The sequence below is a fragment of the Pseudomonas fakonensis genome, assembly GCF_019139895.1.
Lineage (GTDB): Bacteria > Pseudomonadota > Gammaproteobacteria > Pseudomonadales > Pseudomonadaceae > Aquipseudomonas > Aquipseudomonas fakonensis.
In genome coordinates this window covers 4,683,177-4,710,175 of record NZ_CP077076.1, presented here as the reverse complement: position 1 = coordinate 4,710,175, position 26,999 = coordinate 4,683,177, and the positions used below count along the sequence as shown (strand labels likewise).

Here is a 26,999-nt window from a genome sequence, read left to right as displayed (position 1 = left end):
TCATATCTGAATCTGGAGCAAAACCCCTATGAGTGGATTCTTCCACGGCGTCACCGTGACCAACGTCGACACCGGTGCCCGCAGCATCGCGCTGCCGTCTTCCTCGATCATCGGCCTGGTGGACACCTTCACCGAAGGCGCTGGCGCCACCGCCAAGGCCGGCGACCTGGTGCTGATCACCAGCGAGCGCGAAGCGGTCGCGGCGTTCGGCCAGGATGCGGCCATCACCAAGGCTTGCCGTGCCATCTACACCCGCGCCAAGGCGGTCATCGTCGCCTGCGGCGTGGCCAAGCTCAGCGATGCGGCCGAACAAACCGCGGCGATCATCGGCACCGTGCAGGCCGACGGCAAGCGCACCGGCCTGCAGGCGCTGCTGGACGGCAAGAGCCGTTTCAACGCCCAGCCACGCCTGCTGGTCACCCCGAAACACAGCGCCACCGACGCCGTCGGCACCGCGCTGGTGGCGCTGGCCGACAAGCTGCGCGCCATCGCCATCATCGACGGCCCCAACACCACCGACGAGGCGGCCATCGCCTACGCCGGCAACTTCGGCGCCAAGCGCGCGTTCCTGGTCGACCCGGGCGTGCGCTACTGGGACAACGACGAAGCGGCCACGGTGGATGCACCGGGCTCGGCCTGGGTGGCCGGCCTGTTCGCCTGGACCGACCGTGAATACGGCTTCTGGGCCTCGCCTTCGAACAAGGAGTTCGTCGGCATCACCGGCACCAGCCGTGCGGTGGAGTTCCTCGATGGCGACGACACCTGCCGCGCCAACCTGCTGAACAACGCCAACATCGCCACCATCATTCGCGATGACGGCTTCCGCCTGTGGGGCAACCGCACCCTGTCCAGCGACCCGAAATGGGCCTTCGTCACCCGCGTGCGCACCATGGACATCGTCATGGACGCGATCCTCTACGGCCACAAGTGGGCCGTCGACCGCTCCATCACCGCCACCTACGTGAAGGACGTCACCGAAGGCCTGCAGGCCTTCATGCGCGACCTGAAGAACCAGGGCGCGATCATCAACTTCGAGGTCTACGCCGACCCCGAGCTGAACACTGCCAGCCAGCTGGAGCAGGGCAAGGTGTACTGGAACATCCGCTTCACCGACGTACCCCCTGCCGAAAACCCCAATTTCCGCGTCGAAGTCACCAACCAGTGGCTGACCGAAGTCCTCGATTCCGCCGCTTAAGGAGCGCATTTACATGGCAATGATTCCCGAAACACTGGCCAACCTGAACCTGTTCGTCGATGGCGTGAGCTTCCAGGGCGACGTGCCCAGCCTCACCCTGCCCAAGCTCACCCTGAAAATGGAAGAGTACCGCCCAGGCGGCATGGACATGCCGGTCGAGATGGACCAGGGCATGGAAAAGCAAGAAGCCGCCTTCACCACCACCGGCGTGCGTCGCGAGGCCCTGAAGTTCTTCGGCCTGGCCGACGGCAACGGCTTCAACGGCACCTTCCGCGGCGCCTTCAAGGGCCTCAAGGGCCAGATCAACCCGGTGGTGGTGACCCTGCGCGGCACCCTTAAAGAAATCGACATGGGCGACTGGAAGTCCGGCGACAAGGCCGAGATCAAGCACGGCGTCAGCGTCACCTACTACAAGCTGGAAGTCGACGGCCGCCTGATCTACGAGATCGACGCCATTGGCATGAAGCGGGTGATCGACGGCACCGACCAACTGGCCGCCCAGCGCGCCGCCCTGGGCTTGTAAGGAGGCTGCACATGGCTCAAGCGAAAAAGCATCCGCAGTGGCTGAACCTCGACGCCGAGCGCGTCACCGTGCGCCTGTCGCGGCCCAGCGAGGCCAATGGCGTGCAGGTCGACAGCCTGTCGCTGCGCGCCCCCACCGTGCGTGACATCCGCAACGCCCAGGCGGGCGGCGCCAAGGACGACGAGCAGCGCGAACTGAACCTGTTCGCCTCGCTTGCCGAAGTGGGCGTCAAGGACCTCGAGGGCCTGGCCCTTAAGGACTACAGCCGCCTGCAAGCCGGCTACTTTCGCCTGGTGCAGGACGACGAGCTTTGACCCTGCCCGGCAGAAGGCCGCCGCACGGCGGCTGGCCACGGAGCTGAACTTTTCCGCGAGCGAAATCATGAGCATGTCGTACCCCGACATGCTCTGGTGGCTCGCGCCGTGACAAGGAGGAACGCATGGCGAACACACAGGTGTTCACCCTCGGCGTCACCATAACCCCGTCGCTTGGCAGCGCGCTCGATGCGCTGCGCAGGCAGGCGGATGGCATTCGGCTGGGGCGGTTGATCGGTGAGGTCATCCGCCTGGGGCTGGAGCTGGACAAGGTGCGCCTGGTTGAACGCGCGCTGGCGCTGGAGCAAACCGACCAGCACGAACTGCAGATTCTTCGGCTTGGCCGGGAACTGGATCAGGTGGAACGTTTACGTCAGGCGTATCTGAGCCTGATGCAACTGGGCGGTGTTTCTCGGCATGCACCAGCTTTGGCTGGCGCTGACAAGAAAGCCGAAGAGCGAAAGTCCAGAAGCCCTCAGGAAAAAGGCGCGCGCCTTTTGGCAGCCACTGCCGGGGTGGTGGTGGCCGGCAGGCTGGGTTACGAAGCCCACCAGAGCCTGGGCAGCAATGCCCGGCGCAGGGTAAACCGGGCAGCCAGGAAAACCTGGAAAGCCAACGCCGGTGATGCCCGTGACGATGCGCTGGAGGCAATCCTCACCGGTGAAACCGGCGAGGAAAAAGCCGAGGGCGTCGGCAGCGCCGTCGGCAAGCTGGGCGGCTCCATGGCCGGTGCCGTACTGGCGACCCGGTTCAAGAACCGCCGACTGAAAAAGCTTCTGCCAGGCCTTGGCGGGGTACTTGGCAAAGTATTCGGCGGGGAGGGCGCGGGGGCGTTCTACAACTGGGTTGAATACGAAGACGAGGGGAAACCAGGGGCTGGCAAAGCCAAGCCCGGCGCTGCAAAGCAGGCGCCCGGGCAGGCAGCGCAAGCCGGGCCCGGCCAGGGCGAACAAGCAGCCAAGGCCCAGGCCGATACCGCTGCCGATGAACAGTCCGGCGGCATGGCGGGCATGCTGGCAGGCGCCGTCGAGTTGATGCCTGGTATCGGTCGTACCGCTGTAGGCGGCGCAGGCAAGCTATTCAGTGCCTCCAAGGGCCTGTTGAAACGTGTCCCGGGCCTCTCGGCGCTGGCAACTGGCGCAGAACTTGCCGATATCCACGCCAGCAACGCCCCCCCTGAGCAGAAGCGCGAGAGCTACGGTAAGGCCCTGGGTGGTTTTGGCGGCGGCTTGGCAGGTGCTGCTGCAGGTGCGGCAACGGGTGCTGCCATCGGCTCGATCGTGCCGGTTTTCGGCACGGCCATCGGTGGCCTGATCGGTGGTGTGCTGGGAGGAATGGGCGGGGAGTTTGCCGGTGGAGTGCTGGGCAAGGTGCTGGGCTCTGGCGTCAACGAGGTGCTCAAACCCAAGCCGGGTGAGGTGCCCGCACCGGCGGTCACGCCTGCGGCGGCACCTTCGGTGCAAGCCGCAGCTTCATCCGCACCGTCATCCCCACCGCTACCGGCAACGATCAACCAGCAGTTCAACTTCACCGCCAACATGCCGGTCACCCTCACCAACAGCCTCTCTGACCCCAGCGTACTGCAACAGCTGGAAGCCATCGCGCGCCGGCAGTTGGAGGAACTGATGCGTCAGGCCCGTTCGGTGCAACTGGCCGATACTCCACACATTGCACTCTAAAGGAGCATCCATGACCTATCTGGAGCAGCTGCAAGCCACGCTGCACGCCTTGGTCGAGGCGGGGGAGGCGGGGCGTCGACGGGTCGACGCCATGCTCGACCCGATGAACGAGGCCATCGACCACGTCCAGGGCGCGATCACCGAGCTTGAGGGCCTGCCGGTGGTTGGCCCGATCATCGGCGCCAAGCTGCAACGCGCCATGCGCGCCATCGACCGGGCCCAGGCACGGGTGGCCAAGGTGGTGGGCAAGTACGACCAGGCGGTGGCGGTGGTGCGCCAGGTGCGTGAGCGCATCGACGCCTTCGCCGGCCACGTGGCCAAGGCCACGGCGGCGGTGCGCCGGGTGGTGGGGGAGGTGCGTGCCACTGTCAGCGGCGTGCTGCAGACCCTGGGCTTCGCCCCCGAGGCCACACCCGCCGCCGAGGCGGTCAAGCCGTTCCCGCACCTTCTGGTACTGCAACCGCTGAAGGCGGGCGCGGCGCCGTACTACTTCAACCTCGACACCGCTGCCTTCGACCAGTTGCGCCGGCAGACACGCTTTCGCTGGGCCGGGCAGGAACGCCTCGGCCGCGAGGGCGCGCAGCAGGCGGTCAGCCTGGGCGAGGAGAACATCAGCATTCGCGGTGCCATCTTCCCCGGCTTCAAGGGCGGGCTCGGCCAGTTGCAGACCTTGCGCAGCATTGGCCGGCAACTGCTGCCGCTGTCGCTGACCACAGGCTACGGCGAGGTGCTCGGCAACTGGTGCCTGACCAACATCGAGGAGGACCAGAGCCTGCTGCAGGCCGGCGGCATTCCACGCAAACAAGGCTTTTCACTGGAGTTCGTGAGCTATGGCCAGGACCTGCAAAACCTCTGAGGGCGATGTGCTCGACACCCTCTGCCAGCACTACTACGGGCACCTTGCGGGCACCGTCGAGGCGGTGCTGGATGCCAATCAGGGCCTGGCGGACGAAGCGCAGCCGTTTCGTGCCGGGGTGATGATCGTGTTGCCGGAGCTGCCTGCGCCGGCCAGCGACACCCTTCAATTATGGGACTGACAAATATGGGAGTGACTAAGGAGGCGCAGCCATGAAACCTGTATTCAGCATCCAGGCCGACGGCAAGGATATCACCGCGCTGATCAACGACCGCCTGCTGCTGATGCGCACCACCGACAAACCGGGCCTGGAGGCGGACGAGTTCGAATTGCGCATCGATGCCCGCGACGGCGCCCTGGCGCTGCCGGCCCGCGGCGCGCTGCTGGCGGTGCACCTGGGTTATGCCGGGCAGGCGTTGAGCCTGCTGGGGCGTTACACCGTCGATGAAGTCGAGCTGTCCGGCCCGCCGGACACTCTGGTGATCCGCGGCAAGGCCAGTGACCTGCGCGGCTCGGGCAAGACCATTCGCAGCGGCAGCTGGGAGGGCGCCACCTTGCAACGCATCGTCGCCGACCTGGCGGCGCGCAACGGTTGGCAGGCGGTGTGCCCGGTGGCCACGGTGATACCGCGTATCGACCAGTACAGCGAGTCGGACTTCAATTTCATCACCCGCGTCGCCCGCCAGTACGACTGCACCGCCAAGCTCGCCAATGGCCAACTGCTGGTGCTGCCGCGCCAGGCAGGCAAGAGCGCCAGCGGCCAGGCGCTGGGGGTGGTGACCTTGCAGCGCAGCGAGGTCAGCCAATGGCAGTTTCGCCTGGCCGACCGCACCACCCACAAGGCCGTGCGCACCCGCCACCAGGACAGCGCCAGTGGCCGGCTGCAGGCGGTCGAGCTGGGCAACGCGCAAGCGCCGGACGGCCTGCAGCCGGTGTACACCGACCGCCACCTTTACCCCAACCGTGCGGCCGCTGAACAAGCGGCCCGCGCGCGCCTGGCCAGCTTCAACCGCGACACTGCCAGCGTGCGCCTGGACCTGCCCGGGCGCACCGACCTGTTCGCCGAGCGCAGCATCGAGGTGCACGGCTTCATGGCTGGGCTGGACGGGGCGTACCTGATCGAATCGGTGGAGCAGGTGTTCACCAGCAGCGGCTGGCGCACCACCGTGCAATGCAATGGCGGCCAACAGGGCAAGGCCCGGGCCAAGGGCAGCGCGACGCGTCAGGCCGGTACGCTCAAGGCCCAAGGTTGAGGCTGCGGGCTGCGTTTCCCGGTGCTGCCACCTGCACGCGTCTCTTATGGTCGACACGGGTAACCGGGGCCGCTTGTTCATCTGCAATGAAAGCCTCGCGCTTCAACCCATCGCCCCTGAGCGACCCGCCGGCGGCTGCGGCCGCCGTTCGACCAGACAGCAAAGGAGCTTGCCCCCATGTTGCTGACCGCCAGGCAACTGAGTGACATCTACCCCCTCGCCGGCCAACGGGTCGCGGCATTTTTGCCCGCGCTCAACGAGGCCATGGCCCGTTGGGAAATCGACCACCCCAAGCGCGCCGCGGCGTTTCTTGCCCAGGTCGGCCACGAGTCTGGCCAGCTGCGCTACGTCAAGGAACTGGGCGGCGAGCGCTACCTGGCCCGCTACGACACCGGCAGCCTGGCCCGACGCTTGGGCAACACGCCAGAGGCTGACGGCGACGGTCAGCTGTATTGCGGCCGCGGCCTGATCCAGGTCACCGGGCGCAACAACTACCAGGCTTGCAGCCGTGCGCTGTACGGCGACGAACGCCTGCTGGCGCAGCCGCAAATGCTCGAACAGCCGCGTTGGGCGTGCGAGTCGGCGGCGTGGTTCTGGCAGTCGCGCGGGCTCAATGCGCTGGCTGATCAGGGCGAGTTCAACCGCATTACCCGGCACATCAATGGCGGGCTGAACGGGCTGACCGAGCGCCTGCAGCTGTGGGCGCGGGCGCGGGAGGTGTTGTGCTGAGCCGCTGGCAGCTCGGGCTGTGCCTGGCGCTAATGGCCCTGGCTGCGGCGTTGGCCTGGCAAGCCCAGGCCTGGCGCTACGGACGCTTGCTGGCGCAGCAGGAACAGGCCCTGGTACAGCAGCGCCTGGACCAGGCCGAGGCGCTGCACAACCTGCTGCTGGCCGAGCGCGAGCAGCGTCTTTCATTGGAGCAGCGCCTGCACGACAGTGATGCGCAACATTTCAAGGAGCTTACCGATGCCCAGGATGCCCAGGCTCGCCTGCGTGATCGTCTTGCTACTAGCGACCTGCGGTTGTCGGTCCTGGTCGAGCGCAGCGCCGGTTGCGCCGCAATGCCTGCCACCGCTGGCGCCGGCGGCGTGGATGATGGCCCCGTACGCGCCCGACTTGACCCGGCGCATGCTCGACGAATTATCGCCATCACCGACGCCGGCGACCGGGGGCTGATTGCCCTGCGGGCTTGCCAGGATTATGTGCGGGCGCTGGCGCACTAGGCTTGCCAGCGCGGGCGAGGGTGGTAGGGTAGGGCGCATTGCCGCCAGGAGACTGCCATGGACTCGATCACCGCTCTTTCCACCCGCCTGGGTGAACACCTGCGCCGCTTCAACGCCCAGGTGAGCACTGCCGAATCCTGCACCGGTGGCGGCATCGCCGAGGCGATTACCCGCATCCCCGGCAGTTCGGCCTGGTTCGAGGCCGGCTACGTCACCTACTCCAACGCCCAGAAGACCCGCCAGCTAGGCGTGCCGGCCACGCTGTTCGGCGAGGTCGGGGCGGTCAGCCAGGAGGTGGTCGAAGCCATGGTGCGCGGCGCGCAAGCTGCCAGCGGTGCGCGTTTTGCCGTGGCGGTCAGCGGCGTGGCCGGCCCTGACGGCGGCTCGCCGGCAAAACCTGTGGGCACTGTGTGGCTGGCATGGGCCGACGGCAACCATGTGAGCAGCGAGCGTCGGCACTTCGACGGTGACCGCGAAGCGGTGCGTCGACAAACGGTAATCGCCGCGTTAGACGGCTTGTTACAGCTTGGTGCGGAGTAATTCGCCCGGCGGGGGTTTGCCAAAACGAATCCCTGTGGAATAATACTGGCTACTTATACAGGTATTCCGGCCGTCAGGGCCAAGTCGAACACGTGAGGATTTCAATGGACGACAACAAGAAGCGCGCCTTGGCTGCGGCCCTGGGTCAGATCGAACGCCAATTCGGCAAAGGCGCGGTCATGCGCATGGGCGACCACGAGCGCCAAGGCATTCCAGCCATCTCCACCGGCTCCCTGGGCCTGGACATCGCCCTGGGCATCGGCGGTCTGCCAAAAGGCCGTATCGTCGAGATCTACGGCCCGGAATCCTCCGGTAAAACCACGCTGACCCTGTCGGTCATCGCCGAAGCCCAGAAGAACGGCGCCACCTGCGCCTTCGTCGACGCCGAGCACGCCCTCGACCCTGAGTACGCCGGCAAGCTGGGCGTCAACGTCGACGACCTGTTGGTCTCGCAGCCAGATACCGGCGAGCAGGCCCTGGAAATCACCGACATGCTGGTGCGCTCCAACGCCGTTGACGTGATCATCGTCGACTCCGTTGCCGCCCTGGTACCCAAGGCCGAGATCGAAGGCGAGATGGGCGACATGCACGTTGGCCTGCAGGCCCGCCTGATGTCCCAGGCGCTGCGCAAGATCACCGGTAACATCAAGAACGCCAACTGCCTGGTCATCTTCATCAACCAGATCCGCATGAAGATCGGCGTGATGTTCGGTAGCCCGGAAACCACCACCGGTGGTAACGCCCTGAAGTTCTACGCTTCGGTTCGCCTGGACATCCGCCGTACCGGCGCGGTCAAGGAAGGCGACGAGGTGGTCGGCAGCGAAACCCGTGTCAAAATCGTCAAGAACAAGGTCTCGCCGCCTTTCCGTCAGGCCGAGTTCCAGATTCTTTACGGCAAGGGTATCTACCGCAACGGCGAAATCATCGACCTGGGTGTGTCCCAGGGCCTGGTGGAAAAATCCGGTGCCTGGTACGCCTACCAAGGCAACAAGATCGGCCAGGGCAAGGCCAACGCGGCCAAGTACCTGCAAGAGAACCCGGCCATTGGCGCCGAGATCGAGAAGCAAATCCGCGACAAGCTGCTGACCAGCGCTGCTGTAACCGCAGAAGGCAAAGCCGCAGCTGCCCAAGCCGATGCCGACGATCTGGCTGACGCTGACGCCGGTTACTGATTCGTCCCATGCCCGCCGTACTCGACAACCCCGTCGCCGTTCGGCGGGCAGCCATGGACCTGCTCGCACGCCGCGAGCATGGTCGCGTCGAACTAACGCGAAAGCTGCGTCAGCGCGGTGCCATCGATGAGCTGATCGAGCCTGCGCTCGATCGGCTTGCCGAAGAAGGGCTGCTTAGCGAAGCCCGCTATCTCGAAAGCTTCATCCGTTACCGTTCCAGTGCTGGCTACGGCCCCGCGCGTATTCGCGAGGAGCTGGGGCAGCGCGGCCTGGTGCGTGGCGATATCGACCAGGCATTGCGTGAGAGCGAAGTGGACTGGGGTGAGCGCCTGCGGGATGTATGGCAGCGCAAGTTCGCCGGGCAGCGCCCGCAAGACCCACGCAGCCGCGCCCAGCAGACGCGATTTCTCGTCTACCGTGGGTTCTCCATGGAGATGGTCGGTCGGCTGCTCAACGGCCGCGATCTGGACGACTACTGACCAATGCCCTGTACGGGCTGGCACCGCCCGGTGCCAGCCCGTACAGGGCATTTTGCGTTCAGCTCACTTTCAACGCTTCCCGCGCCCGCTGGGTGGTGTGCATAGGCTGGGGTTTCGCCCAGTTTTCAGGCAGGTTGATAAAGTCCACCAGCTCGCGCAGGCGCCCCTGGTCACGGCCATTGAAAGCAAAGGTCAGGCGTGTCAGGTGGCTGTAGTTGCCCTCTTCATGTTCGGCGCCACTGTCGGCCTGCTGGTGGTAGCGGCCGCTCAGGCGCAGGTCGGCAAAACCCTCCTCGATATCGTGCAGGGCAGCCTCGCTCAGGCGATGGTGCATGCGCACCACGAACTGGTTTTTCAGCCAGCGGCTGGAGTGGTAGTTGCTGTAGAACTGCCGGATTTCTTCCACCGCCTCGTCGGCACTGTGGGCCATGCGCACCAGCTTCAGGTCGCTGGGCAGGATGTAGCGGTTTTCTTCGAGCTGGCGGCTGATGAAGGCCAACGCATCCTGCCAGAAGCTGCCGCCAGGGGAGTCGAGCAGCACCACCGGCACCAGCGGGCTCTTGCCGGTCTGGATCAGGGTCAGCACTTCCAGTGCCTCGTCCAGGGTGCCGAAGCCGCCCGGGCACAGTACCAGGGCGTCGGCCTCCTTGACGAAGAACAGCTTGCGAATGAAGAAGAAGTGAAACGGCAGCAGCTTGTCGGTGCCGTCGACCGTGGCGTTGGCGTGCTGCTCGAACGGCAGGGTGATGTTGAAGCCCAGGCTGTGGTCGCTGCCGGCGCCTTCGTGGGCGGCGGCCATGATGCCGCCGCCGGCACCGGTGATGACCATCAGGTCGGCGCGGGCCAGTGTGGCGCCCAGTTCGCGGGCCAGGGCGTACATCGGGTGCTCGACGGGCGTGCGTGCCGAGCCGAACACCGTGACCTTGCGCCGTCCCTTGTAGTGCTCGAGGGTGCGAAATGAATGGTCGAGTTCGCGCAGGGCCTGCAATGTGATCTTGGCGTTCCAGCGGTTACCGTCGTCGTGGGCCATGCGCAGGATGGTCAGCATCATGTCGCGGTACAGTGGCAGGTTGGGGCTGTTGGGGGCGACCAGTTGCAGTTGCTCGTCGACCTTGCCCAGGTCGATGCCGTGCTCGCGAAAGTGTTCGAGCAGGCGTTCGTTCGGTTGGTACGGCATTCAACGTCTCCTTCTGCAGCAAAACCTCTGACCGGGCCGATGGCGTGTCCCGGCGGCGACACTGCGTGTGTCGCAGGCTGCTTGGCTCGAGTGTGCACTGCGAGCATTGCAGTAGGCCTTCAAGGCCGTGTTGCAGGGGTAAAGTCCATCCATTTTCGTTGTTTTTGATCGGAACGCATTGTCACAGGCGTTCGCTTTCAATCTAGACCCTGGGGCGGTTTTGCGCCGCTGTCGCAAGCCACTCGTCAGATCGGATCCAATAATTTATTGGCTTTGATTAACTGAAAGGCACAGGGGCTCGATGCGCAGGAGGTAACGCCATGCATCGGCTGGTGATCGAGGTGGAGGCGCAGCTGTATGGGGAGTTGCTGGAGGCGGCCCAGGGCAATCGCCTGAGCCTGGAGGAGGAGTGCTTGCGCCGGTTGCAGGGCGTGCAGCCGCATTCGCGCTACTTGCAGGCCTTGCTGGCCGGTTTGCGCGCCGATGAAGAACAACGGCGCGCCAGTGCCAGCGATCAGCTCGCCTGAGTCACTTCTTCTTGTTGCCGGCTGTGCAACTGGCGGCGTCGAAGGCCTGGTCCATGATCGGCTGGTTGGTCTTGTAGACCGTGAAGCGGTACACCAGCACGGCGCCCTTGGACATCAGGTTGCGGTAGCCGTTGTTGCGGCACACGCTGTCGCCAAGTTGGCTGCGCACTTGCTCGGGGTTGGCCAGCATGCGTTCGGCATGGCTTTCGCGCACGCTCAGGTGATTGACCAGCGCCTTGCCCTTTTCAACGGTGTAGCCCTGGTCGAGGATGTCTTCATTGATGGCTCGCGGGGTGCCGACGCTGCTTTCCTTGGCGACCTTCTGCAACGTCTGGGTCAGCTCGTACTCCTGCTTGGAGGCGGCCTGTGCGGCCAGCGGCAGGGTGAGCAGCAGGCTCAGGGTCGGGACGATAAGACGCAGCATGAATCTCTCCTGGTTCGATGACTGGCGCTTTGACCTGCGCCGGCGGGCGGCGTTCCATGAAACCGGCAGGTTTCGCGGCCGCCAAAGCAGGCGATTATAAAGGAGCCGCCGGCACCGCTGCACGGCAAAAGAGGCCGGCTCTGGTAGACTGGCGCTTTGTTATCGCCGAGTCATACCTGTGCCCGCCCCATCCCTCTGCCAAGGCCTGCGGCCATGAGCCACGCCGTAGCGCGCCTGCGCGCCGAACGCCTGGCCCGCAGCGTCAAGCCCTTCGTTGCCCGTGGTTCGCGCGCTGAGCGCTGCCCCGACTGCCGGGTGATCGCCACCCACTGCCTGTGTGCCTGGAAGCCGCAGGTGCAGGCCGACTCTGGCGTGTGCCTGTTGATGCATGACACCGAGCCATTGAAGCCAACCAACACCGGCTGGCTGATCGCTGACCTGATCGAAGACACCGCTGCCTTTGGCTGGCTGCGCACCTCGGTGGACGAGCGCTTGCTGGCGCTGCTCGACGACCCGCAGTGGCAGCCCTATATCGTCTTCCCTGGCGAGTTCGTCGCCCAGGAACGTGTGGTGACGCAGGTGCAGCGCGAGCCGGGCAAGCGCCCGTTGTTCATCCTGCTCGACGCCACCTGGACCGAAGCACGCAAGATGTTCCGCAAAAGCCCGTACCTGGACCGTTTCCCGGTGCTCAGCCTTGAAGCGGAGCAGATGTCGCGCTACCGCCTGCGCCGCTCCAAGCGCGACGATCACTTCTGCACCGCGGAAGTGGCCGCCATGTGCCTGGACCTGGCCGGTGACAATCAGGCCTCCCAGGCACTGGACGCCTACCTTGACCTGTTCAGCCTGCATTACCTGAGCGGCAAGCGCCGCCTGCCGTTGGACGAGCAGGACGAGGTCCACCAGCGCTTGCATACCTTCCTATAGTCCAAGGGGCAGGCGCGACGGATTGGGTCATACTGTCGGGGCTGGCAGCCAGGGTGGGCGGTACGACCGGGCAATTGGCTTGACCACTCGGGGCGTGCTGGTCATCCTTGGCGCCGCTTCAGGCACGACGAAGCTGCTGTTACCCCGGCCTTCGCCGTGCCATCCCGGCCGACGGCCCTGCCGTACGCGCCATGAGTTGCCCGCCAGGCGTTGCCATACCCCCGCGCCTGGCACAGAACAGGATCCATAGATCGATGGCCACATACGAAATCCTGATTGCCGATGACCACCCGTTGTTCCGCAGCGCCATGCGCCAGGCCGTTACCCTTGGCCTGGGTTCGGACGTGCGCCTGGTCGAGGTGGCGAGCATCGCCGAGCTGGAAACCCGCCTGGGCGAAAAAGCCGACTGGGACCTGGTCCTGCTGGACCTCAACATGCCCGGTGCCTACGGTTTTTCCGGGCTGGTGCTGTTGCGCGGGCAATACCCGCAAATTCCGGTGGTGATGGTCTCGGCCCAGGAAGAAGCAGCGGTGGTGGTCAAGTCGCGCGAATTCGGTGCCAGCGGTTTCATTCCCAAGTCCAGCGACCTGAACGTCATCCAGGATGCGGTCAAGAAGGTGCTCGACGGCGAAGTGTGGTGGCCGCCACAGGCATTCGAGAAGGTCGACGTGTCGGCCGAGGCCAAGGCCGCCAGCGAAGGCCTGGCCAGCCTCACGCCGCAGCAGTTCCGGGTGCTGACCATGGTCTGCGAGGGCCTGCTGAACAAGCAGATCGCCTACGAGCTGAGTGTGTCGGAGGCGACCATCAAGGCCCATGTCACGGCGATCTTCCGCAAGCTGGGCGTGCGTACCCGTACCCAGGCTGCGCTGCTGCTGCAACAACTTGAATCGGTTTCGGCCAGCTAAGTCCCCGCGCCTTCACGCTTTTTTGACTCCGGTTGAACTAGCCTGCTGGCCTTTTCCCGGTGAAGTGACTGACACACATGTCGCCATTCAAGGGCCAGACCGGCCTCAAACGTATCTTCAATGCCGCCGGTTACTCGCTGGACGGTCTGCGCGCGGCGTTCAAGGGCGAGGCCGCGTTCCGCCAGCTGGTGCTGGTCAACGTGCTGCTCATCCCCACGGCCTTCTGGTTGCCGGTGAGCCGCGCCGAGCGCGCAATACTAATTGCAGTGTGCCTGCTGGGGTTGATCGTCGAGCTGCTCAACTCGGCGGTGGAGGCGGCCATCGACCGCATCTCGCTGGACCGCCACCCGCTGTCGAAAAACGCCAAGGACATGGGCAGCGCCGCACAACTGGTGGCCATGAGCATGGTGGCGCTGGTATGGGGCGTGATCCTGCTCGGCTGATACTCAGGCAATCGGCGGCAACACGATTTCGTCGCTGCGCCTGACTCCTGCGGTGAAGCTGCGGCACAGCTCGAGGAACTCGCGCATGGCCGAGGTCTGGTACTTCTGCTTGTGCCAGATGAAGTAGAACTGCCGCGCCAGGTCCAGTTCCGGGGTTTCCACCGGCACCAGGCTGCCGCGGCGGAACGCATCGCGCAGGGCCAGGCGCGAGATGCAGCCGATGCCCAACCCCGACTCCACGGCGCGCTTGATCGCCTCGGTGTGCTCGAGCTCCAGGCGGATGTTCAGGTTGGCGCGGTGGTGGCGCATGGCCTGGTCGAAGGTCAGGCGCGTACCCGAACCCTGCTCGCGCAGAATCCACGCCTCGTGAGCCAATTGCTCGATGCTGGCATGGCCGACCTTGGCCAGTGGGTGCTGGGGTGCGCAGAACACCACCAGTTCATCCTCCACCCACGGCTGCACTTCGATGTTGGGGTGGTTGCAATCGCCCTCGATCAGACCCAGATCAATTTCGTAATGGGCCACCTGTTGCACAATATGCGCAGTGTTCTGCACGTGCAGCTTCACCTGGCTTTCCGGGTGCACCTGCATGAAGCTGCCGATCAGCAACGTGGCCAGGTAGTTGCCGATGGTCAGGGTGGCGCCCACCGCCAGCGAGCCGAAACCGGACTTGCCGTTGAGCAGGTCTTCGATTTCCTTGGCCTGGTCGAGCAGTGCAACGGCCTGGGGCAGCAGTTGATGGCCCAGGGCATTGAGGCTCAGGCGTTTGCCGGCGCGGTCGAACAGCTGGCAGCTGGACTGGCGCTCAAGCTCAGTGATGGAGGTGCTGGCCGCCGATTGCGACAAGGCCAGCACGCCAGCGGCTCGAGAGACGCTTTGGTGCTGGGCGACGGCAACGAAGACCTGAAGCTGACGAAGTGTGAATCGCATATCTATATAACCGATAACACATATCTTGATAATTCAGTTAACAGATATTGTCGCTGCCCCTAAACTATCGCGCAACTGCGCGTTTTGCGCGCTGCGTTTTTCTTCAGGAGCCCCTAGATGAGCAACATGAACCACGAACGTGTCCTCAGTGTTCACCACTGGAACGACACCCTGTTCAGCTTCAAGTGCACCCGCGACCCGGGCCTGCGCTTCGAGAACGGTCAGTTCGTGATGATCGGCCTGCAGCAGGAAAGCGGCCGTCCGCTCATGCGCGCCTATTCCATCGCGTCGCCAAACTGGGAAGAGCACCTGGAGTTCTTCAGCATCAAGGTGCCGGACGGCCCGCTGACCTCGCAGCTGCAGCACCTCAAGGAAGGCGACGAGATCATCATCAGCAAGAAGCCTACCGGCACGCTGGTACTCGACGACCTGAACCCGGGCAAGCACCTGTACCTGCTGAGCACCGGTACTGGCCTGGCGCCGTTCATGAGCGTCATCCAGGACCCGGAAACCTACGAGCGTTTCGAGAAGGTCATTCTGGTGCACGGCGTGCGCTACGTGAACGAAGTGGCCTACCGCGAGTTCATCACCGAGCACCTGCCGCAGAACGAGTTCTTCGGTGAGGCTGTGCGTGACAAGCTGATCTACTACCCCACCGTTACCCGTGAACCGTTCGAGAACCAGGGCCGCCTGACCGACCTGATGCGCAGCGGCAAGCTGTTCAGCGACATCGGCCTGCCACCGATCAACCCGCAGGACGACCGTGCGATGATCTGCGGCAGCCCGAGCATGCTCGACGAGACCAGCGAAGTGCTCGACAGCTTCGGCCTGAAAGTCTCCGCCCGCATGCGCGAGCCGGGCGATTACCTGATCGAGCGTGCCTTCGTCGAGAAGTAAGGCGAGTGCGGTAACGCAAAAACGCAGCCCTGGGGCTGCGTTTTTTTTGCCTGCGAGAAAAGGGTTGGCTGAACCTCAGCCCTCGCGCACAACCTCCAGCACCCGGATCACATCCGGCTGCGGATACTGCCAGCGTACCTGCACATCCCAGAACCTGACCCCATACACCCGCTCCGGCGGCGGCACCTGGTAGGCTGGGCGTGGGTCCTGGGCCAGGCACTGTTCGATCAGCTCCACCAGCGGCTCACCCAGGCGCAGAGCATGTTCGCGGGCCTGGGGCAGGGCGCTGTCACTCCAGTGCACGGCAATCGGCTGCGGCGCCCCGTCGGCCATCTGATTGGTGGCATCGGCCACGCTGTCGGCGTAGGGCACATACGGCTTGATATCCAGCACCGGGGTGCCATCCAGCAGATCGATGCCCGACAGCAGCAAACGCCCGGGCTCAACGCCCTCCAGGCGCACCACGGACTGGCCGATGCCATTGGGCCGGTGGGTGGCGCGGGTGGCGAACACGCCCATGCTCTTGTTGCCGCCCAGGCGTGGCGGGCGCACTTTCAGGCGTGGCTTGTCTTCCAGCGCCTGGTGGAACAGAAACAGCAGCCACACATGGCTGACCTGCTCAAGGCCCGCCACCGCATCGCCCTGGTCGAACGGCGCCAGCAACTCCAGCACGCCCCGTGCGGCCGGAGCCAGCTGCGGCTGGCGCGGAATGGCGAACTTCTCCTTGAAACAGGAGCGCACGATGCCGACCGGCGAGACGCTGTGCTGCATCAGCCGCGCACGCGCAGGGTCAGGCCCTTGAGGAAGTTGCGCAGCAACTGGTCGCCGCACGGGCGGTAGTTGTCGTGGCCGACCTTGCGGAACAGCGCGCTCAGTTCGGGTTTGGACACCGGGAAGTTGACCGACTTGAGCACCACGTGCAGGTCGTCCTCTTTCAGCTCGAAAGCCACCCGCAGCTTCTTGAGCACGGTGTTGTTGGTCACCGGCAACTCGATCGGCTGTGGCGGGCGGCTGTCGTCGCGGCCGCGGCGGTGGATCACCAGGCCGTCGAGAAAGTGCGCCATGACCTTGTCCGGGCAGGCTACGTAGCCGGGCTCTTCTTCTTTCTTCACGTAACCTGCGATGGCTTCGGCGGTCACTTGCATCCCGCTCAGACCGATGATTTCGGCCATCTTCTGGTCGTTTGCCTTGAGCATATAGCGCAGGCTGCGCATTACATCGTTGTGGTTCATTGACGCCAATCCTGTTCTGATGCCGCGCGCTCCTGCGCGGCGGGGTATCGCTTAAAAACGTTCGCTGCCCACCAGGTACCGCCATTGGCCCTGGGCCAGCTTGCCCATCGACACGCCGCCCAGGCGAATGCGGCGCATGCCCAGCACCTTGAGCCCGGCGGTTTCGCACAGGGCCTCGATCACCCCGGGCTGCGGGTTTTTCAACACCATGCGCAGGTGCTGCTCGTTCTGCCAGCTGGCCTTGGCCTTCGGCAGCTCGACGCCCTTGCGCTCCACACCACGGGCCAGGCGCTCCAGTGCACCGGGCTTGGCCTCGCCGCTGACCTGAACGATGTACTCCTGCTCCATGCGGCGCAGGTCGGCGTCCAGCTTGCGGGTGACCCGCCAGTCCTGGGTGAACACCTGCAGGCCGCTGGCGCCGGGCAGCAGCGGGGCGATGCAAGCCTGGCGGGTGAAGTGGCCGTGCAGCGGGCGCACGCCTTCGCGGTGGGTTTCGCTGAGGCTGGCCATGCCGATGCCGGCCTGGGCCGTCGCGGTAGCTTGGCCGGCGAGTTGGTGCAGCAGCAGGGTGACCGGTTCAAGGGCTTCGGCGCGGGCGCCGGGCAGCAGCTCGACACGTTGCTCGCCGACCTTGAACTGGGGTTGCTCGACCACCTCGCCATCGACCGTGACCCAGCCTCCCTCGATATACAGTTCGGCCTCTCGGCGGGAGCAGCCAAGCTGTTCGATGAGGCGTTTGGACAGGCGGATGGGGTCGGACATGGACAATGGTTTCGCAAGGCGGGGAAAGGGCATATTGTACCTGCCCCGGCGAGGTTGCGGCTGCAAATCGGTGTCATTCACGCCATTTTGCCCAAGCGTCAGGCGGCAGTAGGTGCCAGGCGCATGTGCAACAAGGGGTAGGGCTGGCCCAGGCCGTCGGTGGCCGAGCGGCCGACCACCTCGAAGCCTTCGTGCAGGTAGAAGCCCAGAGCCTGGGGGTTCTGCTCGTTGACGTCGAGGCGTTCGGCATTGAGTTCGGCCACGGCATGGCGCAGCAGGCGCTGCCCAACGCCCTGGCCACGGTAATCGGGAGCGACGAAGAGCATGTCGACCCGGCCATTGGCCACGCCGGCGAAGCCGAGGATGTGCCGCTGGCGGTCCTTGCAGCAGACCAGCATCACTGCATCCAGGTACTTGCGCAGAACATGGTCGCGCAACACCAGAATGTAGCTTTCGGGGAGAAAGTCATGGGTGGCGCGGACCGAGGCTTCCCAGACTGCAACCAGCTCGGGATAGTCGCTGTAGCGCGGGGTTTGCAGGGTCAGCGTCGGGCGCATCTGTGTTTTCCTCCATGTTCATGGAGGAAAACATAGATGCAAACGCGGGGTCTTGCGTGGGTTGCAGCCGGTGGCTCAGACCGGCTCGGCCCACATGTCGTACTCGTCGGCATCCACTACGCGGCAACGCACCTTGTCACCCGGCTTGAAGCCATGGTCGCCGTCGATGAACACGCTGCCGTCGATTTCCGGGGCATCGAAGAAGCTGCGGCCAACCGAGCCCTGCTCCTCGACTTCGTCGATCAGCACTTCGATTTCTTTGCCGATGCGCAGTTGCAGGCGTGCGGCGCTGATCGCCTGCTGGTGGGCCATGAAGCGGTCCCAGCGGTCCTGCTTGATATCTTCCGGTACTTCGTCCAGGCCCAGGTCGTTGGCCGGGGCGCCTTCGACTGGCGAATACTGGAAGCAACCCACGCGGTCGAGCTGGGCTTCGGTCAGCCAGTCCAGCAGGTACTGGAAGTCTTCTTCAGTCTCACCCGGGAAGCCGACGATGAAGGTGGAACGGATCACCAGCTCAGGGCACTGCTCGCGCCAGTTCTTGATGCGCGCCAGGGTGCGGTCTTCGAAGGCCGGGCGCTTCATCGACTTGAGCACTTTGGGGCTGGCGTGCTGGAACGGGATGTCCAGGTACGGCAGGATCTTGCCGGCGGCCATCAGCGGGATCACGTCGTCGACGTTCGGGTACGGGTACACGTAGTGCAGGCGTACCCAGGCGCCGAGGCTGCTCAGGGCTTCGCACAGCTCGAGCATGCGGGTCTTGACCGGGCGGCCGTTCCAGAAGTCGGTCTTGTATTTCACGTCCACGCCGTAGGCGCTGGTGTCCTGGGAGATCACCAGGATCTCCTTGACGCCGGCCTTGACCAGGCGCTCGGCTTCGCTCAGCACTTCACCTACCGGGCGGCTGACCAGCTTGCCGCGCATCGACGGGATGATGCAGAAGCTGCAGCTGTGGTTGCAGCCTTCGGAAATCTTCAGGTAGGCGTAGTGACGCGGGGTCAGCTTGACGCCCTGTGGCGGTACCAGGTCGATCAGCGGGTTGTGGTCCTGGCGCGGTGGCACCACTTCGTGCACGGCGTTGACCACCTGCTCGTACTGCTGCGGGCCGCTCACCGACAGCACGCTTGGGTGCACGTCACGGATGTTGCCTTCTTCGACGCCCATGCAGCCGGTCACGATGACCTTGCCGTTTTCCTTGATCGCCTCGCCGATGACTTCCAGCGACTCGGCCTTGGCGCTGTCGATGAAGCCGCAGGTGTTGACCACCACCACGTCGGCGTCCTCGTAGGTGGGCACGACTTCATAGCCTTCCATGCGCAGCTGGGTAAGGATGCGCTCGGAGTCGACCAGGGCCTTGGGGCAACCCAGCGAAACGAAGCCGACCTTGGGGATGGCGTTGGTGGTGGACATGACTAACCTCGGTATTGAATGCAGCCCGCCCGGCCGGTAACGGGGGCGATCCTGGCGGGCGCTTTGGGCGCCTCTGATCAAAAAGTGCGCAATTCTAGCGAGCGCAAAGGCGCTTGACCAGCACAAATGCGACGAACGCTGTGCTATTGCTGATGGCTCCAGGCAGCCGTGCTGGCGGCGCTGCCTGAGCCGCCCCGACGAGGCGCCTGCGCTGGGCTGTTGCGAATGGGCCGGGGCAGTCAGGCGTTGGGCGACGGGGTCATTCGCACGCTTGTTCAGCTTTATGCGAGACCACCTTGGACATGCCGACCCCCAGCGCCTGCAGCACCTTCAGTACGGTGGAGAGTTTTGGGTCACCACCTGCTGCGAGCGAGCGATACAGGTTTGGGCGCGCCAGGCCCGTGTTTTGCGAGAGACTGCTCATGCCGCCGCGTGCCTCGGCGATACGCCGAATGGCAAGAAGGAAGGTGTCTTCGCCACCCGGTTCGTCGATGTCCTCGAGCGCGGCTGCGAGGTATTCGATGGCAAAATCCTCGTCTTCGCGCAGCATGCTGAGCACGCTGTCTTCGTGAGAGCGGGTGCGGGCAGTCATTTCAGTTCACCTTATGACATTTCCAGAGGGCCTTGGCCTGATCGATGTCCCTTTGCTGTTTGTCTTTGGCGCCGCCGCCCAGCAGGAAAATGACCTTGCGACCCTGGACCGCGTAATAGACGCGAAAGCCAGGCCCAAAATTGATCTTCATTTCAAAGACGCCATCACCTACTGGCTCAACGTCGCCGAAGTGGCCAAGGGATGCGCGGTCCACCCGTGTGGTGATTTTGGCTTTGCAGCGCTTGTCGCGCACGGTATCGAGCCAGACCTGATAGATGTCCACTCCATTGGAAGACAGGACGTGCTCCACGTCATACATGCAGAATGTACCTTAAAAAAGACAGTTGGGTGATTGCATATTTTTATCGGCCTGGGCGCATCCCCAAAAAAGAAACGAACACCTGGCGGCTTCGGAAAAGTCTAGTGACTGCCCTGAAGCGAGGTAGTCGAAAGCGCAGGCGAGAGTTGAACTGATTGTTACCGGGCCAGAACTGGTGTTGCAGGTTCGGTAGTGGGCTAACCTCGCTAATGCATGCTGGCCAGCAGGTGAGCCGCGACGACGAGCTTGAGCAGCAGAAATACACCGTACGCTGCGCTATGCTTCGCGCCGTTGCGTCGGGGCACCAGTCAGGCCCCGCGCCCAAGTGAATTCAACGGGTCTTCAAAGGCCTTCTGCGGGAGTGGTCGATGGTTCAGGCAAGCAGTCACGCCGAGGGCGGGCAGGGGGCTACACGCTCGTTCGGCCTGCTGGTGGCAGCTGTTGGGGTGGTCTATGGCGATATCGGCACCAGCCCGTTGTACACCCTCAAAGAAGTCTTCACCGGCGGCTACGGGGTGCCGGTCAACCATGACGGCGTGCTGGGGATCCTCTCGCTGATCCTGTGGTCGCTGCTGTGGGTGGTGTCGTTCAAGTACGTGATGTTCATCCTGCGTGCCGACAACCAGGGTGAGGGCGGTACCATGGCGCTGACCGCGCTGGCGCGACGGGCCACGGCCAATTACCCGAAGTTGCGCACGCTGATGGTCATCTGCGGGCTGATTGGCGCCTCGCTGTTCTATGGTGACAGCATGATTACCCCGGCGGTGTCGGTGCTGTCGGCGGTGGAGGGCATGGGCCTGGCCTTCGATGGCATCGACCACTGGGTGGTGCCGATTTCGCTGGTGGTGCTGGTGGCGCTGTTTCTGGTGCAAAAGCACGGTACCGAGAAAATCGGCAAGCTGTTCGGCCCGATCATGGTCACCTGGTTCGTGGTGCTGGGAGCGCTGGGGGTGCATGGCATCTCCCAGAGCCCCGAGGTGCTCAAGGCCTTCAACCCGGGTTGGGCGCTGAACTTCTTCATCGTTCACCCTGGCATGGGCGTGGCCATTCTCGGTGCGGTGGTGCTGGCGCTGACCGGTGCCGAGGCGCTGTATGCCGACATGGGCCACTTTGGCCGCAAGCCGATCGCCCGCGCCTGGTTCGCGCTGGTGCTGCCGGCGCTGGTACTCAATTATTTCGGCCAGGGTGCGATGCTGCTGCAAAACCCCGAGGCCGCGCGCAACCCGTTCTACCTGCTGGCGCCGAGCTGGGCGTTGCTGCCCTTGGTGGGCCTGGCCACCATGGCCACGGTGATCGCCTCGCAGGCGGTGATCTCGGGGGCGTTCTCCCTGACCCGCCAGGCCATCCAGCTGGGCTACATCCCGCGTATGCAAATCCAGCACACCTCCAGTGACGAGCAGGGGCAGATCTACATCGGCGCGGTGAACTGGACGCTGATGGTCGGAGTGGTGCTGCTGGTGGTTGGCTTCGAGTCGTCCGGCGCCTTGGCGGCGGCCTACGGCGTGGCGGTAACAGGCACCATGCTGATGACCACCATTCTGGTATCGGCAGTGATGCTGCTGCTGTGGAAGTGGCCGCCACTGCTGGCGGTGCCGATTTTGGTGGGTTTCCTGCTGGTAGACGGCCTGTTCTTCGCTGCCAACGTGCCGAAGATCGTCCAGGGCGGCGCCTTCCCGGTACTGGCCGGTGGGGTGTTGTTCCTGTTGATGAGCACCTGGAAGCGCGGCAAGCAGATCCTGGTCGAGCGTATCGATGAAGGTGGGCTGCCGTTGCCGGTGTTCATCAGCAGCATCCGCGTGCAGCCGCCGCACCGGGTCGAGGGCACAGCGGTGTTCCTGACTGCCCGACCAGACGCGGTGCCCCATGCGCTGTTGCACAACATGTTGCACAACCAGGTGCTGCACAGCCAGGTGGTGTTGCTGACGGTGGTCAGCGAGGACCGGCCACGGGTGCCAGAGAGCGAGCGCTTCGAGGTGGAGGCCTACGGTGACGGGTTCTTCCGCGTGCTGTTGCATTTTGGCTTCATGGACGAGCCGGACGTACCGGCGGCGTTGAAGCTGTGCCACCTGGACGAGCTGGATTTCAGCCCGATGCGTACCACTTATTTCCTCAGCCGGGAGACGGTGATCGCTTCACGCCTGGAGGGGATGTCGCGCTGGCGCGGTAACCTGTTTGCGTTCCTGTTGAAGAACGCTAACGGCAACCTGAGGTTCTTCAACCTGCCGCTCAACCGGGTGATCGAGCTGGGGACCCAGGTCGAGATCTGAGTGGGCCAGGGGGGCTGCTTTGCAGCCCTTCGCGGGTGAACCCGCTCCCACAGGTACGGTACCGGTTTGAGGTTGATCCCGCCCCTGCTGGCAGCCACTGCCTTGTGATGGCTGTGCTGGCCTCATCGCCGGCAAGCCGGCTCCTACAGGTATGGTGCAAGCCAGGAGGTGATGCGATCCCTGTAGGAGCCAGCTTGCTGGCGATCACCGGCAACGCCGGTGCCAGGTTGGCGGGCTGTGTTGACCGGGCCGGCCTCATCGCCGGCAAGCCGGCTCCTACAGGGACGGTGCAAGCCTGGAGGTGGTGCGATCCCTTTGGGAGGGGGGGGTACCCGCGAAGGGCCGCATTGCGGCCCCCTTTACATCACTTTTCAGCGACGCTGGACTTGCCCTGGCGGGTCTCGATCTCGTCGATCAGGCGCTTGGCCAGGGCCGGGTAGTTCTCGTCGAAGTGATGCCCGCCAGGCAGCTTCATGCGCTCGCCCACTGCGGTCTTGTCGGTGCAGCCGCTCTCGTCGGTTTCTTCCACACCGTAGATGCACACCACCTTCGCTGCCGGCAGGCGGGCCATTTCCGGGCCGGTCGGTGCTTCCTGGCCTTCCTTGCCCAACCAGCCCTCAACCTCGATCTCGAAGCTGCCGCTGCGGGCGAAGGCCAGCAGCATTACCGCGTCGATACGCTTCTGGTCTTCTTCAGGCAGGCGGTTGTAGATGGCCGGCAGCACGTCGGCGCCGAACGAGTAACCGGTCAGCACGAAGCGCTTGGTACCCCACTTCTGGCGGTAGTGCTGCATCAGCTCGGACAGGTCGGCGGCGCTTTGCTCCGGGGTCTTGTGCTGCCAGTAGTAGCGCAGGGTGTCGATGCCCACCACCGGGTAGCCAAGCTTGGCCATCTCGCCGGCCACGTCGCGGTCCAGGTCGCGCCAGCCGCCGTCACCGGAGAGAAACAGGGTGACAGTGTCGGTGGTCTGCCCGGCGGGTACTTCCACAACCGGAATCGCCAGGGCGTTGCCGTCCTGGCCGACCAGGGCCTGGGTCAGCTGGGCCTTGAGCACTTGTGGCAGGTGAATGTCGTAGTCGGCGATGCTGGTCTCGGCGTTGGCCTGGTCGCGTACGAAGGCCGCGCTGGCGTCGTCCGGGTTGTCGTTCCAGGCCACGTTCCAGTGACCGTGGGCCGCAGACTTGGGCAGCGCGGCCTGGCAGCCGGGCTGCTCGAGGTTGAAGTCGACCGAAATGGCCCGGGCCTTGTCGTCGTTCTGGCTGGCCAGCCAGCGCCAGGCCTGGGCTGCGCCAGGGCCGATACCGGCGACCACGGTGGGCTTGTCGGCCAGCTGGGCAAGGGCCTGGTCCATCGCTGCCTGCTGTTTGCTGCAGTCAGTGGGTGGCAGGATCACCTGCACCAGCTGGGCTTCGCCGGCCTGGCTCAGGTCCAGCAGCTGTTTGTCGGAGAGCGCTTGCTCCTGGGGTACGCCGATGGCCACCCGGGCCTTGGCGTGCACGCCGGGGGTGGCGCGGGTCAGGCTGCTGCCGTCGTTCAGGGTCAGGTGCTCCAGGCGCGCTTCGGGCGCCGGGCGGGTCCACAGCCAGAAGGCCGTGGCGCCGGCGGCAGCGGCCAGCACCAGAGGAATCAGTAGGTACAGCCAATAGCGTCGGATCATCAACGTTTCACCAATCCAGTCAGGCCGCCAGCGATCAGGGCAGCGGTATCGGCCAGCGCCACCAGCGGGTCGAGCCCGGCCGGCACGGCCATGTAGCGAGGTTCCCAGTCCGGCTGGAACTTGTCCTTGAAGCGCCGCAGGCCCTGGAAGTTGTAAAGCTGTTCACCACGCTGGAACACCATCGAACCCAAACGCTGGGTCAAGGGTGCGCCGCGGCGCGGCTGCAAGCCGGAAAGGGGGACCATCCCCAAGCTGAAGCGGCCATAATCATGGCTCTTGTAGTGAAGAATCAGGCCAACCATCATGAATTCCATGGTCAGCTTCGGCGCCTCGGGGTGGGCGCGCATCAGGTCCAGGCTGGCCAGCTCGTTGCTGTGGGTTTCGAGCAGGTTGGCGAAGGCCACCGGGCGGCCCTGGAAGCGAATCAGTGCAATGCGAAAATGCTGCAGGTACTCGGGGCTGAAGCGGCCCAGGGAAAAGCCTTTCTCGCGCACGTTCTTGCCGGTCAGCCAGGCGTCGGAGATTTCCTTGAGTTCTGCCAGCGGTGCATGGTCGGGTTCGTGGATCTCAAGGCTCAGGCCATCGCGGCCACCGCGGTTCCAGGTGTAACGCAGGTCTTTCATCTCCTTGCCCTTGGCCTCGATGTCGAAGCGGCGCAGGTCGACACGGGCCTCTTCGCCCAGCTTGATCGCGGTCAGGCCGATGTCCATGTAGAACGGCAGGTTCTCGGCGCGTACCTGGTAGAACACCGGGCGGGCGTGGTGCAGGTCGCACAGGTCGCGGAACTGCCAGATCATTTCGGCGCGTTCCTGGGCCGGGCCGATCGGGTCGTACAGGGCTACCAGGCTGCGGCCACGGCGGGCGTACATCAGGTAGGCATTGTCGCTGGGATGGAACAGCAACGCCTTGTCGCCGGTCAGGGCCAGGCCGCCATCGGGCTGGTCGGACGCCAGCAGGATGCGGTTGGCTCGTTGCAGTTCGTCATCGGTAGGCAGGTGGATCACCGGGCGGGCGGTGCGCAGCAGCCAGGTCAGGGCGACGATCACCAGCAGCACCGCGCTGCCCAGGGCGGCGCGCAGGCCGCGCGGGGCGTCGGCGTCGAGGGTGAACTGCCACCACAGCTTGTGGGTGTAGGGCACGTCCTGGTAGGCAAACAGCAGCAGCCACACCGAGGCACCAACCACGCAGGCGCTGGCCACCAGGTAAACCGGCGAGAACGGCAACTCCAGCAGGCGGCTGGGGCGGTAGAACGAGCGCCGGAACAGTGCCAGCAGGGCAGCAGTGAAGCACATCAGCGTGGCTTCTTCCCAGTCGAAACCCTTGAGCAGCGACAGCAGCGCGCCCACCAGCAGCAATACGGTGGTCAGCAGCCAGGCCGCCGACAGGCGTCGGCGCAGGCCCTGGGCCAACAGCAGGCACAACACGCCGATCAGGCTGGCACCGAAGTGCGAAGCGTCGATCAGCCGGTGCGGGATCAGAAAGCCCATGTGCTCCAGGCGGCTGTCGATCTCCGGGGTGGCGCCGGAAAACAGCAGCACCACACCCGACAGGAACACCAGAATCGCCAGCACGGGTGCGGCCAGCCCGGAAGCGGCGCGGATCGCCTGCTGGGCGAACAACAGGCGGCGGGCTTCATTGGCCAGCAGCAGCACGCAAGCCAGCAGCAGTGGCAGCACCACGTAGATCAGCCGGTACAGCAGCAGTGCGGCAGCCAGGGGGGCGGCGCCCAGCTGGTTGGCGAAGGCGGCCAGCAGGATGGCCTCGAACACGCCGACACCACCGGGCACATGGCTGAGCACGCCTGCCGCAAGGGCCAGCAGGTAGACCAGCACGAAGGCACCGAAGGGCGGTGCTTCGGGCAGCAGCATATACAGCACGGTGGCAGCGGCGGCGACGTCCAGCGCGGTGATCAGTAGTTGCAGCGCTGCCAGGCGGCCGTTGGGCAGGCGCAGAGTACGGCGGCCGAACTGCACCAGCAGGCTGTCTGCCAGCGGCTGCTCGGCCAGGCGACGGCGGCTCAGGCCGATCACCAGAGCCACGGTCAGCACCAGCACGGCTACAGCGATACCGCCCAGCAGCGGTGCCGGCAGGCGCAGGGCGGTGGCGGCGGATGGCAGGTCGCTGAGGGTGGCGATAGCCGCCAGGGGTGGCAGCGCGCAGCCCAGGGACAGGCTGGCGAACACGGTCATACGCGCCACTTCGGCGGCCCCGAGCCCTTGGCGTGCATACAGGCGATAACGCACCGAGCCGCCCGACAGCATCGACAGGCCGATGGCATTGCCAATGGCGAAGGCACTGAAACCGCCCAGCAACAGTGTGCGTGGTGGCAGTTGCACTGCGGCGTAGCGGGTGGCCGACCATTCATAACCCAGCAGGATCATGAAGCCCACCACGGTGGCTAGCAGTGCACCGAGCAGCGACTTGACCGGCACACTGAGGATGGCGTCGTGCAGGGCGTAGATGTCCAGCTCGCTCAACAGGTGGCGGCAGGCAATCAGGCCCATGGCAAACAGCAGCAGGGTCACGGCCAGGCCCAGGGGCTGACGGTACTTGCTCAGGCGTTCCAGCCAGGGCAAGTGCTGCGCAGCCGCAGGCAGTGCTTCGGTGAGCGGTGCCTGGGTATCGTGGGTGGGGGCGGTCATGGTGTACCCCGTGCGATGCGCGCGAGGTGAAGGCAGGTTACGGCCAAGTGAAAGTCCCTTTGGAAAACGTGTCCAGATATTACTCCGGGCCGGGTGGTTAATC

The 26,999-nt window shown here is 64.8% G+C and carries 30 protein-coding genes; 18 read left to right on the top strand and 12 right to left on the bottom strand.

The genetic code is table 11. The annotated features are described in order from the left end of the window. Positions 1 to 28 precede the first annotated feature (28 nt). From KSS94_RS20725 to recX, 12 genes are all read left to right on the top strand, one after another. Positions 29 to 1,195 carry a phage tail sheath subtilisin-like domain-containing protein gene (locus KSS94_RS20725; protein WP_217839930.1) on the top strand — a complete coding sequence of 389 codons (1,167 nt, stop codon included), beginning with the start codon at positions 29 to 31 and terminating at the stop codon, positions 1,193 to 1,195. A 13-nt stretch (positions 1,196 to 1,208) separates the two neighbouring features. Further along, positions 1,209 to 1,718, top strand: a complete 510-nt coding sequence (locus tag KSS94_RS20720; protein WP_217839929.1) for a phage major tail tube protein — start codon at positions 1,209 to 1,211, stop codon at positions 1,716 to 1,718. An 11-nt stretch (positions 1,719 to 1,729) separates the two neighbouring features. Next, complete coding sequence (locus KSS94_RS20715) at positions 1,730 to 2,032, top strand: phage tail assembly protein (RefSeq protein ID WP_217839928.1); 303 nt, start codon at positions 1,730 to 1,732, stop codon at positions 2,030 to 2,032. 125 nt (positions 2,033 to 2,157) lie between these two features. Then, positions 2,158 to 3,711, top strand: coding sequence for a hypothetical protein (locus tag KSS94_RS20710; protein ID WP_217839927.1), 1,554 nt, complete (start codon positions 2,158 to 2,160; stop codon positions 3,709 to 3,711). Between the two features lie 10 nt (positions 3,712 to 3,721). Next, complete coding sequence (locus tag KSS94_RS20705) at positions 3,722 to 4,567, top strand: phage tail protein (RefSeq protein ID WP_217839926.1); 846 nt, start codon at positions 3,722 to 3,724, stop codon at positions 4,565 to 4,567. Further along, complete coding sequence (locus KSS94_RS20700; RefSeq protein WP_217839925.1) at positions 4,542 to 4,748, top strand: tail protein X; 207 nt, start codon at positions 4,542 to 4,544, stop codon at positions 4,746 to 4,748. Before KSS94_RS20705 ends, KSS94_RS20700 begins: the two co-directional genes overlap by 26 nt. Before the next feature lie 31 nt (positions 4,749 to 4,779). Continuing rightward, entirely contained in the window at positions 4,780 to 5,820 is a 1,041-nt protein-coding gene (locus KSS94_RS20695) for a phage late control D family protein (protein ID WP_217839924.1), read from the top strand. Positions 5,821 to 5,997: 177 nt separating this feature from the next. Further along, positions 5,998 to 6,549 carry a glycoside hydrolase family 19 protein gene (locus tag KSS94_RS20690; RefSeq protein WP_217839923.1) on the top strand — a complete coding sequence of 184 codons (552 nt, stop codon included), beginning with the start codon at positions 5,998 to 6,000 and terminating at the stop codon, positions 6,547 to 6,549. A 32-nt stretch (positions 6,550 to 6,581) separates the two neighbouring features. Further along, complete coding sequence (locus KSS94_RS20685) at positions 6,582 to 7,043, top strand: lysis system i-spanin subunit Rz (protein WP_217843635.1); 462 nt, start codon at positions 6,582 to 6,584, stop codon at positions 7,041 to 7,043. Positions 7,044 to 7,100: 57 nt separating this feature from the next. Beyond that, positions 7,101 to 7,583, top strand: coding sequence for a CinA family protein (locus KSS94_RS20680; protein ID WP_217839922.1), 483 nt, complete (start codon positions 7,101 to 7,103; stop codon positions 7,581 to 7,583). A 104-nt stretch (positions 7,584 to 7,687) separates the two neighbouring features. Beyond that, positions 7,688 to 8,755 (top strand): recombinase RecA, encoded by a 1,068-nt coding sequence (gene recA / locus KSS94_RS20675; RefSeq protein WP_217839921.1) that lies wholly within the window; start codon positions 7,688 to 7,690, stop codon positions 8,753 to 8,755. A gap of 8 nt (positions 8,756 to 8,763) precedes the next feature. Next, positions 8,764 to 9,234: a recombination regulator RecX gene (recX, locus tag KSS94_RS20670; RefSeq protein WP_217839920.1), complete on the top strand. Its 471-nt coding sequence runs from the start codon at positions 8,764 to 8,766 to the stop codon at positions 9,232 to 9,234. A gap of 58 nt (positions 9,235 to 9,292) precedes the next feature. Here recX and KSS94_RS20665 read toward each other — a convergent pair whose 3' ends face one another. Next, the gene (locus tag KSS94_RS20665; protein WP_217839919.1) at positions 9,293 to 10,411 is read right to left on the bottom strand and encodes an LOG family protein; all 1,119 of its coding nucleotides are present in this window, start codon (positions 10,409 to 10,411) and stop codon (positions 9,293 to 9,295) included. A 320-nt stretch (positions 10,412 to 10,731) separates the two neighbouring features. Between KSS94_RS20665 and KSS94_RS20660 the strand changes: the two genes are divergently transcribed. Next, entirely contained in the window at positions 10,732 to 10,938 is a 207-nt protein-coding gene (locus KSS94_RS20660) for a hypothetical protein (protein ID WP_217839918.1), read from the top strand. Between the two features lies 1 nt (position 10,939). Here the strand turns inward: KSS94_RS20660 and KSS94_RS20655 are convergent, their stop codons facing one another. Beyond that, the gene (locus KSS94_RS20655) at positions 10,940 to 11,362 is read right to left on the bottom strand and encodes a quorum-sensing-regulated virulence factor family protein (RefSeq protein ID WP_217839917.1); all 423 of its coding nucleotides are present in this window, start codon (positions 11,360 to 11,362) and stop codon (positions 10,940 to 10,942) included. 213 nt (positions 11,363 to 11,575) lie between these two features. On the opposite strand from KSS94_RS20655, the gene KSS94_RS20650 reads away from it, so the two are divergent. The 3 genes from KSS94_RS20650 to KSS94_RS20640 all read left to right on the top strand — a co-directional run bounded on the left by KSS94_RS20650 (position 11,576) and on the right by KSS94_RS20640 (position 13,634). After that, positions 11,576 to 12,286, top strand: coding sequence for a tRNA-uridine aminocarboxypropyltransferase (locus KSS94_RS20650; RefSeq protein ID WP_217839916.1), 711 nt, complete (start codon positions 11,576 to 11,578; stop codon positions 12,284 to 12,286). Between the two features lie 254 nt (positions 12,287 to 12,540). Then, positions 12,541 to 13,191 carry a response regulator transcription factor ErdR gene (gene erdR / locus KSS94_RS20645; protein ID WP_217839915.1) on the top strand — a complete coding sequence of 217 codons (651 nt, stop codon included), beginning with the start codon at positions 12,541 to 12,543 and terminating at the stop codon, positions 13,189 to 13,191. 77 nt (positions 13,192 to 13,268) lie between these two features. After that, positions 13,269 to 13,634, top strand: coding sequence for a diacylglycerol kinase (locus tag KSS94_RS20640; protein WP_023631044.1), 366 nt, complete (start codon positions 13,269 to 13,271; stop codon positions 13,632 to 13,634). 3 nt (positions 13,635 to 13,637) lie between these two features. Here the strand turns inward: KSS94_RS20640 and KSS94_RS20635 are convergent, their stop codons facing one another. Next, positions 13,638 to 14,564, bottom strand: coding sequence for a LysR family transcriptional regulator (locus KSS94_RS20635; RefSeq protein WP_217839914.1), 927 nt, complete (start codon positions 14,562 to 14,564; stop codon positions 13,638 to 13,640). Positions 14,565 to 14,681: 117 nt separating this feature from the next. Between KSS94_RS20635 and fpr the strand changes: the two genes are divergently transcribed. Next, the gene (gene fpr / locus KSS94_RS20630) at positions 14,682 to 15,461 is read left to right on the top strand and encodes a ferredoxin-NADP reductase (protein WP_167069020.1); all 780 of its coding nucleotides are present in this window, start codon (positions 14,682 to 14,684) and stop codon (positions 15,459 to 15,461) included. 75 nt (positions 15,462 to 15,536) lie between these two features. On the opposite strand, the gene tsaA is transcribed toward fpr, so the two are convergent. The 7 genes from tsaA to KSS94_RS20595 all read right to left on the bottom strand — a co-directional run bounded on the left by tsaA (position 15,537) and on the right by KSS94_RS20595 (position 20,330). Next, positions 15,537 to 16,232 carry a tRNA (N6-threonylcarbamoyladenosine(37)-N6)-methyltransferase TrmO gene (gene tsaA / locus KSS94_RS20625; protein ID WP_217839913.1) on the bottom strand — a complete coding sequence of 232 codons (696 nt, stop codon included), beginning with the start codon at positions 16,230 to 16,232 and terminating at the stop codon, positions 15,537 to 15,539. Next, positions 16,232 to 16,693, bottom strand: a complete 462-nt coding sequence (locus KSS94_RS20620) for a YehS family protein (protein WP_217839912.1) — start codon at positions 16,691 to 16,693, stop codon at positions 16,232 to 16,234. The genes tsaA and KSS94_RS20620 overlap by 1 nt, the downstream gene beginning before the upstream one ends. A 51-nt stretch (positions 16,694 to 16,744) precedes the next feature. Further along, the gene (locus KSS94_RS20615) at positions 16,745 to 17,455 is read right to left on the bottom strand and encodes an rRNA pseudouridine synthase (protein WP_217839911.1); all 711 of its coding nucleotides are present in this window, start codon (positions 17,453 to 17,455) and stop codon (positions 16,745 to 16,747) included. A 98-nt stretch (positions 17,456 to 17,553) separates the two neighbouring features. Further along, on the bottom strand, positions 17,554 to 18,012 hold the full coding sequence (locus KSS94_RS20610) for a GNAT family N-acetyltransferase (RefSeq protein ID WP_217839910.1): 459 nt from the start codon (positions 18,010 to 18,012) through the stop codon (positions 17,554 to 17,556). Between the two features lie 75 nt (positions 18,013 to 18,087). Further along, complete coding sequence (gene rimO, locus KSS94_RS20605; protein ID WP_217839909.1) at positions 18,088 to 19,419, bottom strand: 30S ribosomal protein S12 methylthiotransferase RimO; 1,332 nt, start codon at positions 19,417 to 19,419, stop codon at positions 18,088 to 18,090. Positions 19,420 to 19,678: 259 nt separating this feature from the next. Then, positions 19,679 to 20,011 carry an addiction module antidote protein gene (locus tag KSS94_RS20600; RefSeq protein ID WP_217839908.1) on the bottom strand — a complete coding sequence of 111 codons (333 nt, stop codon included), beginning with the start codon at positions 20,009 to 20,011 and terminating at the stop codon, positions 19,679 to 19,681. 1 nt (position 20,012) lies between these two features. After that, a complete protein-coding gene (locus KSS94_RS20595) occupies positions 20,013 to 20,330 on the bottom strand; it encodes a type II toxin-antitoxin system RelE/ParE family toxin (RefSeq protein WP_217839907.1) in 318 nt (105 codons plus the stop codon). 368 nt (positions 20,331 to 20,698) lie between these two features. Between KSS94_RS20595 and KSS94_RS20590 the strand changes: the two genes are divergently transcribed. After that, complete coding sequence (locus KSS94_RS20590; protein ID WP_217839906.1) at positions 20,699 to 22,597, top strand: potassium transporter Kup; 1,899 nt, start codon at positions 20,699 to 20,701, stop codon at positions 22,595 to 22,597. A 364-nt stretch (positions 22,598 to 22,961) separates the two neighbouring features. Here KSS94_RS20590 and KSS94_RS20585 read toward each other — a convergent pair whose 3' ends face one another. Next, a complete protein-coding gene (locus tag KSS94_RS20585; protein WP_217839905.1) occupies positions 22,962 to 24,254 on the bottom strand; it encodes a virulence factor family protein in 1,293 nt (430 codons plus the stop codon). Beyond that, positions 24,254 to 26,896, bottom strand: a complete 2,643-nt coding sequence (gene mprF / locus KSS94_RS20580) for a bifunctional lysylphosphatidylglycerol flippase/synthetase MprF (RefSeq protein ID WP_217839904.1) — start codon at positions 26,894 to 26,896, stop codon at positions 24,254 to 24,256. Before mprF ends, KSS94_RS20585 begins: the two co-directional genes overlap by 1 nt. Positions 26,897 to 26,999 lie beyond the last annotated feature (103 nt).